The sequence below is a fragment of the Streptomyces sp. NPDC050509 genome (assembly GCF_044457965.1).
Taxonomy (GTDB): Bacteria; Actinomycetota; Actinomycetes; order Streptomycetales; family Streptomycetaceae; genus Streptomyces.
The window spans coordinates 1,170,040-1,182,618 of record NZ_JBITHL010000001.1 but is presented as its reverse complement, the minus strand read 5'-3'; the positions used below and the strand labels follow the sequence as shown (position 1 = coordinate 1,182,618).

Sequence of the window (12,579 nt, the reverse complement as noted above, 5' to 3'; positions counted from 1 at the left end):
TCGCTGTGCCCATCGCTGCTGTGCTCGTGGCTGCTGTGTTCGTCGCTGCTGTGCTCATCGCTTCTTCGGCACGGTCAGCCGACCTCCGTTGATGCTGACCTCGTCCCCGATCAACTCGACGGTCGCGCCACTGCCGTTGCCGACGGTCACGCCCCTCTCGTCGATCCGGATGTACGCGCCGCCCCTGGCCTCCAGCAGAATCCCGGTGCCCCCGGGCACGTCCGACATCACCAGCTTGTGATTCCCGGGGGTCTGGATCACCACGGGCTGCGAGGCGGGCAGTTCGGCACTGGCCAGCGGGGGCAGCTCCGAGACATCCCCGTACCAACACCCGGTCCAGATGGGGAAACTGGGATCCCCCTGCTCGAACTCCACCCACACGCCCGCCCCGATCTCCGGCACGACGTACTGGCCCGACTGACGCCCGGTGAACGGCAGACAGGGCATCGCCCAGGTGGACGCCTCGTCACCGAGCACGTCCGGCACCTGCGCCGTGACCCTGCCGATCCGCAGCGGATCCCTGTTGTCGATCACCCGGCCCCGGAACTTGCCGAGGAAGCGGTTGTTCGGTGCCGCCATACGCTGTAGCTCCTGGTCTGATCCCTGGCGTCCACTACGGACGGACGGTGGTGCTCCGGGCGATGAGTCCCTCGCGGGAGAGCGTGAAATTCTGCTGGTACGAGCCGGGCCTGAGGTTGTGGGTGACGGACTTGACGTAGTAGTCCCCGTCGTACGTCACCCCGGCGCCGCGCACCCCCACCAGCTCGCGCGGGCGCAGGATGTAACCGTGCCGGTTCACATCCAGCGACCCCGACCCGGAGATGGCATCGGCGGACATCGCGGCGCGCGCCAGGGCCTCCGCCTCGGCCTGCCCCGGGTCCTTCTTGGCGGTGCCGGAGAGCGTCCTGCGCTTGAGCGCGGGCGTGGCGCGGCGGCCCAGGGGTGGGCGGAGCGGACTGATGTCGGGCTGCGCGAGCAGGGTCACGTCCCGGGTGCGCGGATTCTGGACGCGCGCCTGAGGCTCCTCGCGGGCGGTCCCGTCGTACGCGAACGTGAGCTGGTCGACGGTGGAGTTGTTGTCCATATTGACGTTGAGCGCGTGCTGCCGCTGCCCCAGGCGCTGTTCGGGCCCCCAGAACGCGACGGACCGCCCGGGGCGCGGCCCGGGTTCGAGATAGAACGTGAACCCATTGGCTCTGGCCAGGTCGTTCACGTACTGGAGATCGGTCCCGGTCTGGTAGTCCACCCGCCACTGTTCGCGGGGCGGTTGCTGCACCTGCTCGCGGATGATGCGCGTGTCGATCCCGTAGTCGGCGTACTTGGCGAGGATCCGCTCGACACGCTGGGACGGCGCGAGATTGGGGTACCGGTCGGTCCGCTCCTCCAGATCCATCAGCAGGGTGAGGTCCTCGCCGGTGACGGTGAGGGTGGTCTGCCCCGGCTGATTGCTGGCCCCGACCTCCTGCCGCACGATCAGCCCGTCGAGCAGCACGGTGGAGACGCCCTTGACGGACGCAGTGACGATCACCCGGGTCCGCGGATCGAAGAACCCCTCGGGCAGCAGCCGCCGGTTGATCACCCCGGTCTTGGTCAGATCGAACGCGATCTGGAAGCCGCTCCGTTCCCCGGCGGTGGTGGTGATCTGCGCGGACAGCAACGCTTCGGTCACTTCGGCGGGCACGGGCCGGGTCAGCTTGGGCCCCATGTGCAGGGTGAGATGTACGGGCCCGTTCCCGACCGGCTCGTCAGCCACGGCCACCCCCGGGGTATCCGCCGCCAGGCAACGGCACGTCGATGCGCTTGCCCGGCTCGGCGGTCAACTCCCGCGGATCGAGCACCGGGTTGGCATCGGCGATCTGCCACCACTGCCCGGGATCACCGAAGTACCGCTGCCCGAGATGATCGGGCCGCTCACCACTGCTGACGGTGTGCGTCGCGACCGCGTCCTCCGCGTTGTCCAAGGCAGGCAGCAACCGCCGCTTGGCATACCGCACTTCGGTCCCGTCGGCCTGGACATGCACCCCGATCTCGACATCGTGGTACCGACTGTCGCGGGGGTACGGATGCGATCCGGGGATCGCGTCGAGGGCGCTCTCGTACGGCTCGATCATGACTGCCTACCTCCCGATCCCAGCGCTGAATCCCACGCCACCACTCAGCCCGAGACTCCCGAGCTGCCCACCCACCGCGGCGGCGGCGAGCCGCTCCTTCTGCGCGAGATGCGCGAGATACAACTCGGCACCGCGATGCCCGGCGGGCAGATCGCTGACGGTGAGCACCTTGAGCCCGATGCTGAGGCTCGCCCGAATGGGATTGAGGTTCACATCGAAAGCCGACTCGTTGACGGACAACTCGGTCAGCCGAACGGGCATCACCCGCTTGCTGCCCCAGGTGAAGAGGGTGAGCGGCGTCTCGATCGGACTGATCTCGATGGTCCCGTTCTGCGCCAGCCGCGAGGCGGCACGAAGCTGCGCGGTGGTGGGCTGCACGAGCATTTCGAGCACGGCGAGCTGAGGATGGATCCCGTCGGGCGCGGCGACCTCGAACTGATCGGTGGCGTCGATCTCGGCGGTGAACTTCCACGTCTCCTGCGCGGGCCCCTTGAGCCGCAGAGCCTCGTTTCTGTCCCCGCTTCCACTCCCACCGCCGCCGGAATCCCCGCTGCCGCCGGCGGCCTGGGGCGAGACGGAGCGTTCGAGGGTGTCGGGGTTGAACTGGAGCACGATGATGCGCTGGGGGGTGCCGCGCTCGGGGTCGACGATGACGATGCCGGAGCGGATGGGTTTGGGTATGTCGGCGTAGCGGGTCACAGGCGCTCCTGGAGGCGGGTCCGCAGGTCGGTGTAGTCGTGGTCGGGGAAGAGCCGGGGGAAGACGTCGAGCATTTCCTTGAGCCGTGCGGAGCAGGAGGCGAAGCCGAGGCCACTGAATGCCGGGTCGACGTAGAGGTACTGCCAGCCGATCGCTCCCTTGGTGACGAGGAGTGTGTCCAGATATCCCGGATAGTCCAGCTCCATCCTCATGGCGCCCTGACGTGTGTCGAAGAACCAGACCTCAGGGTCTGTCACCCCTGGGGTAGCGCGCAGCAAGGCCATACGGCCGGAGCCACTGCGGGGCGTGTCGTCGAAGAACCGCAGTTCGCTGTAGAGCTTGCGCTCCCAGTCGTCCTCTCCTTCCCAGATGTCGTCCATGTAGTTCTCGACGATGGCACGCATGATGTGGGTGAGGCTGAACTCGCCGACCAGTCGTGAATCGGCACGGCGAGACCGCCAGTGCGCTGCGATGTTGTCGTGCCGGAAGAAATGCCCCTGGACGAGGTCGCTCAAGGCGAGATCCTCGCTTGCGGCAAGGGTCTGGAAGACACCGGCCGGATCAGCGAGCAACTGGGAAATATCGCCGAACCGGGCCCGCTCCACGTCGAGTTCTGTGACTCCTCTGAACTCCCTCAGAGCCTTGTCGCAGCTCACCTCGAAGGGAAACTGGAGTGTGGTTTCATCATTGCCCGTCACGATGGATACTCAATTCCAGTTGACTTCGCCAAGGCGATTCAACTTCCGCAGATTGCTCTTCAGGACGTCGATGCCTTGTCGTTCGGTGTTCAGATGGTCATCCAGGAGCCGGAGGACTTCGGCCTGCCCGCTGAGGGTGCCTCCGTTCTTGTGAAGCTTGTCTCTGGCTTCGATGAAGTCCTTGGCGAGGCTCTCGTATTTCCCGCCCAGGAGCCTGGCCTTGATGGTCGGACGGCCTACGTCATTGATGGACAGGCGAGTTTTCTCGTTCGATGCGATAGGGCCGTGGGGCAGACCGAACGGAGTCGAGGTTCCCCTGGGTTGCCAGTCCTTTTGCTCCTTTCCGGTTCCGGAGACATGGTCGTACGCCCCGTACTCCGCGTAGATGTGACTGGGAATATGAGGGAATTCCTGGTGATTGAATTCCGCCCGAGACTTGTACCAGATGACCCTTGCCTCGTCGGGAATCGCGTCGTACGCCTTCTGTTCGATCCCGTGCAGGAACTTGTTGTTCATCTCCGGTCCGCGAGCCGGAACCAGGTTGTTCCCGGACGCCCTGCCGCCTAGCCGCTCCGGTAGGAGGTGCATACGCACCCAACGGCTTCCCGTACTCAGCCCCCGGTTCACGATGTCCTGCCAGCCAGGAGGCTGCCCCTTGTCTGCTTCACCGGCCTCCTCGCCAGGGCCGCCGAACACCGTCTTGGACGAGGTGCCGAGAAACTTCGATGTGTGGTTCTCCGTCGGGCGTCTGGCCTGCGGGCCGAGTGCAAGGTCGGTGAAAGACTGAAAATTCGGTTCGGGAAGGTCGAAATGGGTACGGTTGCGCGCCTCGTCGGCAAATTCTTTCATTTTCATCTTGAGTTCGTACTTGTTCTTCCGGATCTCGGAATTCCGCTTCTCCTCTTCTGTTTCCGTAGGAATGCGCGCCTGGATTTCCTTCGCTTCGTTGTACCTGGCCTCCGCAGCAGTCAGGTAGTTCTGCTGATTTTTCCGGTCCTGCGCGGCCTCCGGCCGGAGGAGATCGTTGCCCCAGGCCGTCAGGAACGGCGGCACTTCTTGCGGAGTGCTGTGGATGTACAGCGGTGCGCGGGGGCCCCGGCCGTGGAACATCAGCGTGTGGCGCTCGCCGTCGTCGGCATCGGCGAACCGTACCTTCGGCAGGTCGACTGGTTGCGATGAGTTGTCGTCGCGCCGGTCCCGGTCCGTGCGGCGGGAACGGTCGTCCCGCATCCGGTCCTCGCGCCGCCGCAGCAGGTCCCTCAGTCGCCGCAGTCGGTCGTTCAGGCGGCTGCCGAGCTTGCGGCGCGCCTTGCCGTACAGCCTGCGGGCTGCCCGACGCGCCCTGTTGACCGCCGACTTGATGGTCTGGCGGGCGCGCCGGAGCGGGCGGTGGCGGGGGCGGTCCCCGGGGCGGCGGTCCTTGTCGGTGTCGTGGCGCCGGTCGTCCCTGCGGTCGTCGTCCCGCCGGCGGTCGTCCGGGCGGCGACGGTCGTCGGGGCGCGTGTTCCTCGGGTCGCGGTCACGGTCGCGGTCGTTCGTACGGTCCGAGTCGGGCCGGCGCCGGTCGGGCCGGAGCGTGTCGCGGCCCGGGCCCCGGCGCGTGGGCCTGGTCGTCGGGGCGTCCCGGTCCTCGTCGCGTGTCCTGCGCTCCGCGTCCCGGGTCCGCCGCCTGGCGGCGTTCACCTCTCGGCCGTCCTCGCGCCGCTCGTTGTCGTCACGGCGCTTCTTCGGCCGTGTCGTGTGCGAGGGGCGCGGCTTCTTCTCCGGGGAGGAGCGTTTGCCGGGGCTGGGCTTCGGCCGGGGGCGGGACGTCTGGTCCGGTGTCGGCTTGCGGGGCGCCGGGTCGGCCGGACGCGCCGGGCGGTCGTTCGTCGAGGTCCGGTCGTCCGCGGCCGTGGAGGCATCGTCGTCCTTGGGCTTGCCCGGCGCGTCCGGCTGGCCCGGCCTGTCGGATCCGCCCGGCTTCTTCTTACGGAGGTTCTTCAGCAGGTCGCCGATCCGGTCGGCCACCTTGCCCATGAAGCGGCCGACACCCTCGATCAGGAACTGGTAGACCAGCTCCAGCAGCGCGACGACGCCCGCCGCGACCGCCTTCGCGAAGGGCAGCGCCCCGTTGCCGCTCTTGACCGACTTCAGGAAGTCCATGAAGAGCCCGAAAGCGGCCAGGATCTCGCTGAGGGCACCCCACGCCGTCTGCAGGGCGTCGATGACGGCCATGACCCAGCCCGCGCCGGGGATGAGCTTGGCGACGACCTTCTCGACGACCAGGACGCCGATGATGAGCGGCAGTTGCGGCAGGGCTTCGTCCCAGGCCATCTGGCCCATCTCCTCGGCGGTGACCCCACCGTCGAGCAGCGCCTGGAAGTCCTCCATCGGGATGCCGATGATCTCCTGGACCTTCTGGTTGAACCAGGCCTTGACGGCGGTCTTGATCTCCTCGAAGAGGTGATCCCTCGCCCCGGTCTCGGCGGCGGCTCCCGCCTTGCTGATCCAGTCGCCCGGGTCGGAGACGATGTCGTTGAAGATGGCCGCCCACTCGCCGAGCCCCTGCACGACGGCGGCGCCGAACTCCAGCGCGCCGACGGTCACCGTCTCCGCGAGGTCGACGGCCGCCAGCAGCCCCGTCTCCAGCAGGTCCAGCCCCGCGACCAGAGCGTCGCACAGGCCGTCGAGCAGCTTGCCGGCAACCTCCTTGAGGGCGTCGGCGAACTCGTTGACCTTCTCCACGGCCCAGTCGCGCGCGCCGTCGATCGTGTTGCGCCACTTGTCGCGCATCGCCGGGTAGTCGGCGAGGAGTTCGTCGCCGAGGGCGATCAGGGCGTCGGCGAAGACGTTGATCTGGTCGATGACCCAGTTGCGGGCGTCGTCGATGAGCTGGAAGACCGCCTGCTTGAACTGGTCGATCACGCCGGTGACGAACTGGCGTGCCTCCTCGAACACCGTCTTGATGGCGTTCTTGAGCTCCTCGAAGAACTCCTTCAGCTTCTCGATGGCCTCTTCGAGCCAGTTGTCGGCGTCGCCCTTGCCCTCCTCCTGCTTCTCCTCGGCCTCCCGCTCGGCGTCGGTCTGCGTGTCCGTGATCCTCTGGTTGTCGTCCTCGGTGCGCTTGTCGACGTCCTCGTCGGTCTCCTTCTCCTTGTCCGTGATGTCCTGGCGGACCTTCTCGTACTTCTTGCCCTTCTTGCCGTCGATCTCCGCGACCTTGTCGTCCTGCTCCTGGCGCCAGTCGGCGCGGGAGGCGGAGATGTCGGACCTGCCCTTGTCGCGGGTGTCGGACTGCTTCTTGCTGCTGGCGTCGACCTCGCGCTTGAGGTCCCGGTCGTACTTCGCCTTGTCCTGCTGCGACTTCTCGTCCTTCGACCCCCGCTCCTCGGCCATCTTGCCCCGGCCCTCGGTGAAGCCCGCCTGGATCTGCGGGCCGCGGTCGTGCTCGGCCACGGCGGAGGCGGACTCGATCGGGACGCTCCCGGACACCGACCGGGGGCCACTCGCCTTCGCGGTCTTCTTCCCGCCGGGCACCTTGCCGGTCAGGGTCTCCCCGGGCACGTCCGGATAGATCTGGTCCTCGCCCATCGGCAGGCCCGCGTCCGTACGGCCCGACAGGTGCAGCTCGTCCTTCCGCTCGTCCAGCTTCTGGCTCTGCTCGTCCGTGCGTTGCGGATCCGAGTCGTTCTCCAGCGGCAGCCCGGGCGCGTCACCCACCCGTGCGTTCCGCAGCCCTTCGTCCTTGGTGGGGAGCCCGAGGATCGAGTCGATCAGGTCGTCGAGCGGCAGAATCTCCTTCAGCAGTCTGCCGAAGAGCTGGGCGCCGATCGTCACGGCGATGTCCCACCAGCTCGGCTCCGGCACGTTCGAGCCCGGCAGCTCGCCTTCCGGCTTCTGCTCGCCGGTGATCCCGGGCGTACTGCCCGGGGCTGCCTGCGTACGGGCCACCTTGGCGTTGGTGTAGGCGCCGGGGGCGGACACCGTCGGGCCGCCCGGGACCGTCCTCGGGGAGCCCGACGGGCGCCGCGTCTTCGGCGGTGCCTTGCGCAGCGTCGTACGTTCCTTGTCGACGGAACGGCCGACCGCGCCGTCGACACCCTTCAGCGTCTCCAGGGCCTGGTGCGGCTTGAGTCCCGCCGCGGTGGCCAGCCCCGACTCGGGTGTGGCGTTCGAGACGTCGGGCGCCGGAGCTTCCTTCTTGGACTTCCCCGAGCCGGACCCACCGGACCGGCCGCCGCCCCGACCACCCCGTGCGGGGACCGGAGCCGGGGCCGAGCGACCGCTTCCCCCGCCGCCTGCGCCCCGGCGGACGGTCTTGGCCGCCTTCCGGGCGGTCTGCCGCTGGGCAGGCGTCTGCCTCGACCGTGGCGCCGCCCCCGCGGACCCGGAGCGCGGCGCCCCCGCCGCCTTGGGGGAGTTGGTCCTCGCGTCCGGGCCGGCCATGGGCGTGGGGCCGTTGCCCGGCGCCAGTTCCGGGGCGGAAACGGGCCCCGGCGTCGAGACCTTGTCCGGGCCGGTCGCCGGCCCGGCCGACGTGTCCGGACCCTTGCCCTCGGTGACGTCCTGTTCAGCGGGGCCGGGGGGCGGCGTGGGGGTGGGTGACGGAGCGTCCTGGTCCGGGCCGCTTCCCTGCCCACCCGCATCCTCGGCCTTGTCGGACGCCTTTTCCGCGTTCGTCCCCGCTCCGGTGGCCTGCTCCGGTTCACTCCGACCGGCCGTGTCACCGCTCCGGGCCGTTTCCGGCTTCCCGGAGCCTTCGGCCCGGCTCTCCGCCGCGGCTCCGGCGGCTGACGATGAAGCGGCTCCTTGGGTACGCGCGTCCTCGTCCGCCTTGGCCAGTTGTTCGGGGGCGGCCGACTCACCGCCGACAGGGGCCTGAGCCGTGCTGACGGCGGTACGAGCCTCCTCGTCGCGCCGCTGCGCCTCGGTGTCCTCGCGGCCTTCCTCCGTCTGCCTTGTCGCCCAGTCCCGATCACGGGTGTCCGTCATCGCGGCTCCTGAGCCCGCCGAGGCCGAAGCCCCTGGACCACTCTCCGGCCCGAGATCCCGCTCGCCGGACATGACGTCCGACAGCTCCTGGAGGGTCCGGTCCTCCGTGTCCTCCTCGCCGGTGCGCTCGGGCGCCCGGGACTCCTCGGTTTCCGCGACGTCCTGGGGCGTGTCCGGCTCGGCATCGCCCTCGGTCGATGAAATGCCGGGTTCGCGGGGTTCACCCCTCTTCCGCCTCCGGAACAGCCGAGGATCGTCCGCGGTGTCGGGCTCCGTCGGTTCGCCGCCGGAACCGCGGGGACCGGAATCCGCCGAGTCCTCTTCGGAGGTCGGTTCCTCCTCCGCGGATTCGGACTCCAGCCCCAACGGCTCGTCGTCCGTGTCTTCTTCGTTCTCCGGGTCGCCCGCGGTGCGGGCCGTGGCGGGGTCACCGCCTGTCCTGGCCTTCTCGCCAGGTTCGGCCCCGCTCTTGTCCACGGCTGCTGGTTCGGCGGTGGCATCCCCCTTGACGGTGGGACCCCCGGCCTGATCGTCGGCCTGCTGCGGCTCCTCCGCCGCGGCCTGTGGCTCCGGCTCCTGCGCTGCCTCCTCCGCCGGTTCCTGCGCCTCTTGTTCCTCCTGCGCGCCCGCGTCGTCCTTCGACGCGTCCTGCGCGCCGGAGGCGTCCCGGTCCTCCTGCTGCGCCTGGGACCGGTCCTGCTGCCGTGCGGCTGCCTCTTCCCGGTCCTGGCCGGCCGCCTGTTCCGGGGACGTCGTGGCCGTCCCGTCGGCGTCGGCCCCGCCCCGGCCACTCGGCGAGTCAGTCTTCTCGCCGCCGCCGGCGGGCTTCCCGTTCTCACCCCGCGGGCCGGGCTCGCGCCGGCCGTCACCGGTCTCCTCCGCCTGTTCTCCCCGCCCCTCCACCGCCGCGCGCTCCCGCTCCCGCGCGACCTCCTCCGCCTCGCCGGGAACGGCCGACGGGGCCCCGGCCGCCCTCAGCGGCAGTGGGCCCTGCTGCTCCGTCTCGTCGACCAGGTCCAGCAGCCGGTCGAGGGCGGGGGCGGTCAGCCGTACCTCCAGCCGGTCGAGCACGCTCTCCTGCACCGTCGGTGCCATACGCGCCAGTTGGAGCCGCGCCCGGCCCGACCGGTCCTCCGGGTCGCCGCGCAGGGAGCGCATGACGCCGTTGGCCAGGCGGTCGACCAGCGTCGCCGGATCCAGCTCCTCCATGCGACGCCGGTCGGCGTCCGCGGTGGCGTACCGCAGCCAGCCCGGTGTGGCCTGGCCCTTCTCGACCTGCGGGGCGGGCTGTCCGGCGTCGGCGGTCTCCGGGCGTACGAGCGCCTGGGCCGTCGACTCCGCCTCGCGTTCCATCGCCTCCTGCGGCAGGCTCACCGCGCCCAGGTCGCGGCCCGCGCGCAGTGCGCCCAGCCCGTCCGGGTTCTGGACCGTGTGCAGCAACTCGTGGGCGAGCAGGCGCTGTCCGTCGACCGTGCCCGGGCGGTAGGCGCCCTCGCGGAAGAAGATGTCCTGGCCCACGGCGACCGCGTCCGCGCCCAGCAGGTCCGTGAGGGCGCCCGCGTCGCGGTCGGTGTGGAGGCGTACGCGGCTGAAGTCGTGGCCGAGTCGCTCCTCCAGCTCGCGGCGTACGCTCGGGTCCAGCGGCTGGCCCGCGCCGCTGACGATGTCCTTGGGCTCGGGGGTACGGGACGCCGCCGCGCGCTCCTTGCGCTTGCGCCGTCTGGCCTCCTGCGCCGAACGGGCCTCCTGCGACGCGGCGGACGCCGACTGCGCACTCATCGCCCGCCCCCTTGTGACCCGTCCGGCGAGGTGTACGTCGCCTCGCCGCGTCCCGAGAGCCCCGCGTGCACCGCGCGCGCCAGCGCCTCGCCCAGGCGGCGCGGCGAGGTGGTCGCGGGGAGGGGCGGCAGTCCGGTCAGGGCGTCCAGCGCACGGCCGCCGGCCGATGCCAGGGGTACGCCACGGTCCCGTACGAGCCGGGCCAACTCGGCCTCGAAAGCGGCCGATACGCGGTCGGGGTCCACCCGGTCGAAGCCGTCCAGGATCAGTTCGCCGATGTCCACCCGTACGGTGCGCGGTGCCTCGTTCAGATCCATCCCTGAACCTCCGAAGGCGTCAACGAGCGGTCCAGCTTGAGGTATTCGGTGCGCGCCGCCTCCAGCATGTGGCGCATCTGGAGCCGGTCGCCCTCCTCCGCCGCGAGAAAGGCGCCCGACAGTGCGATGTTGCGGATCGAGCCGCCCGCCACGGTCAGCCGGGCCAGTTGCGCGGGGTCGATGCCCTTCATCGGGGCCCGCTCGGGCAGCACCCGCCGCCAGATCTCGGCCCGTTCGGACTCGCCGGGGAACGGGAAGTCGACGACGAAGCGGATACGGCGCATGAACGCCGTGTCCAGGGCCTGCTTCATGTTGGTGGTGAGGATCGCGAGCCCCCGGTACGCCTCCATCCGCATCAGCAGATAGCTCACCTCCAGGTTGGCGTAACGGTCGTGGCTGTCCTTCACCTCGCTCCGTTTGCCGAAGAGCGCGTCCGCCTCGTCGAACAGCAGCAGCGCGCCGCCGCGTTCGGCCGCGTCGAAGACCTTGCGCAGGTTCTTCTCCGTCTCACCGATGTACTTGCTGACCACCTGGGACAGGTCGATGATGAAGAGATCCAGCCCCAGTTCCTTCGCCATCACCTCGGCGGCCAGGGTCTTTCCGGTGCCCGAGCCGCCCGCGAAGAGGGCGGTGACACCGAGGCCACGGCGCAGTGTCGAGGCGAACCCCCACTCCTGGTAGACGGTGGCCCGCTGCCGTACATGCGCGACGGTCTCCCGCAGGATCCTCAACTGCCGCTCCGACAGCACCAGATCGCCCCAGGACGCCTGCGGCTCGATCCGCCGGCCCAGCTCGTCCATGCCCATCCGGGCCTCGCCGAGACCGGCCTGCCAGGCCAGCGCGGTGACGTTGGCGCCGTCCGCGTGCGGCAGATCCCGTACGACGGTCGCCCCGGCGGCCCTGATGAGATGCGGCGGCAGCGAGAACTGCTCCACCAGGCCGCGCAGGTCGTCCTCGGAGACGTCCGGTACGCCGTCGAAGGCGTCCGCCCACACACCGAGCTGTTCCTCGGAGTCGAGCGCCGGTACGGTGACCCGCTCCCCGCGCCGGCGCTCGCTCGGCCGGGGATCGGTGCTGGAGACGCAGAGCGGCACGGCCGTGCTCTCGATGAACGCGTCCGCCGCGGCGGCCTGTTCACGGTCCAGGCTGTCGCCGGCCTCCACCAGCAGCGCGGCCGGCAGCAGCACGGCCTCGCGCTGCCAGAGCCGGGCCAGCCGGTCGCGTTCGGCCGGGGCGGCGGGCAGATCCTCCGCTGTCAGCGCGTAGAGCCCGAGCCCCGAACGGTGGGCCGCCGCGGCGGCGATGTCGGCGCGCGAGCGCAGGTCCCCGCCGACCAGCTCGACCCGGAGCGGGGCCCGCTGCCCGGTGCCGCCCGCCCAGCCCGCGGCGACCCGGTCCGCCGCCAGGTCGTACGAGGCGGGCAGTGTGTCCGGTACGGCGGTACGGCGCAGCAGGCCGTGCAGCCGGGCGTCGAGGTACGGCGAGCCGGCCAGGAAATGGAGGATCCGTTCGTCGAGACGGAGCCGCGACGTGGTCAGCCGGGTCTCGTCGGCCGGCTCGATCAGCCGCCAGCGGCGCAGCGGAGCGACGGGCGTCAGCGCGCTCCAGTGCGGCTCGGTGAGCGCGGCCAGGGCGAGGGAGAAGGTGGGGAACGCCCTGTCCTGGTCACCGCAGGCCGCGGCGCAGCGGGCGCCTGTGGTGGGGTCCAGCTCCGCCGCCGCGGCGAGGAGCACGACCTCGCGTTCGAAGGCGCTGAGCCCGAAGCAGGAGGCGAGGATCTCCAGGGTGGAGGGATGGGCGGGGTTGGTGGAGGGGGCAGGGGAGTGGGATGGGCTTGTTTCGGGCGGGGTTGGGGCGCCCTCGGGGTGCGCGCGCCGTGCGTGGGCGTCGACGCGCGCGAGGACGGAGCGTACGGCCTCGGTCAGCGCCCGGCCGTCCGCCGCCGTACCGGTGTGCCCCGTCGGCGTGTCCGTACCCATGTGGTCACCTGCCCCCGTCCCG

General features: G+C 70.3%; 8 protein-coding genes. All 8 read right to left on the bottom strand.

The features are described from left to right. Nucleotides 1-54: 54 nt before the first annotated feature. From ACIBJC_RS04475 to ACIBJC_RS04440, 8 genes are read right to left on the bottom strand one after another with little or no spacing between them, the layout of a single operon-like run. Nucleotides 55-579 carry a phage baseplate assembly protein V gene (locus ACIBJC_RS04475; protein ID WP_399287587.1) on the bottom strand — a complete coding sequence of 175 codons (525 nt, stop codon included), beginning with the start codon at nt 577-579 and terminating at the stop codon, nt 55-57. A gap of 34 nt (nt 580-613) precedes the next feature. Next, a complete protein-coding gene (locus ACIBJC_RS04470; protein ID WP_399287584.1) occupies nt 614-1,753 on the bottom strand; it encodes a hypothetical protein in 1,140 nt (379 codons plus the stop codon). Continuing rightward, nucleotides 1,746-2,111 carry a hypothetical protein gene (locus ACIBJC_RS04465; RefSeq protein WP_399287581.1) on the bottom strand — a complete coding sequence of 122 codons (366 nt, stop codon included), beginning with the start codon at nt 2,109-2,111 and terminating at the stop codon, nt 1,746-1,748. The genes ACIBJC_RS04470 and ACIBJC_RS04465 overlap by 8 nt, the downstream gene beginning before the upstream one ends. 6 nt (nt 2,112-2,117) lie before the next feature. After that, nucleotides 2,118-2,810, bottom strand: coding sequence for a hypothetical protein (locus ACIBJC_RS04460; protein WP_329827931.1), 693 nt, complete (start codon nt 2,808-2,810; stop codon nt 2,118-2,120). Beyond that, a complete protein-coding gene (locus ACIBJC_RS04455) occupies nt 2,807-3,508 on the bottom strand; it encodes a hypothetical protein (RefSeq protein WP_399287578.1) in 702 nt (233 codons plus the stop codon). Before ACIBJC_RS04455 ends, ACIBJC_RS04460 begins: the two co-directional genes overlap by 4 nt. 9 nt (nt 3,509-3,517) lie before the next feature. After that, entirely contained in the window at nt 3,518-10,261 is a 6,744-nt protein-coding gene (locus ACIBJC_RS04450) for a DUF4157 domain-containing protein (RefSeq protein WP_399287575.1), read from the bottom strand. After that, nucleotides 10,258-10,578 carry a hypothetical protein gene (locus tag ACIBJC_RS04445; RefSeq protein ID WP_399287572.1) on the bottom strand — a complete coding sequence of 107 codons (321 nt, stop codon included), beginning with the start codon at nt 10,576-10,578 and terminating at the stop codon, nt 10,258-10,260. Before ACIBJC_RS04445 ends, ACIBJC_RS04450 begins: the two co-directional genes overlap by 4 nt. Beyond that, nucleotides 10,569-12,557, bottom strand: a complete 1,989-nt coding sequence (locus ACIBJC_RS04440; RefSeq protein WP_399287569.1) for an ATP-binding protein — start codon at nt 12,555-12,557, stop codon at nt 10,569-10,571. The genes ACIBJC_RS04445 and ACIBJC_RS04440 overlap by 10 nt, the downstream gene beginning before the upstream one ends. Nucleotides 12,558-12,579: the final 22 nt, after the last annotated feature.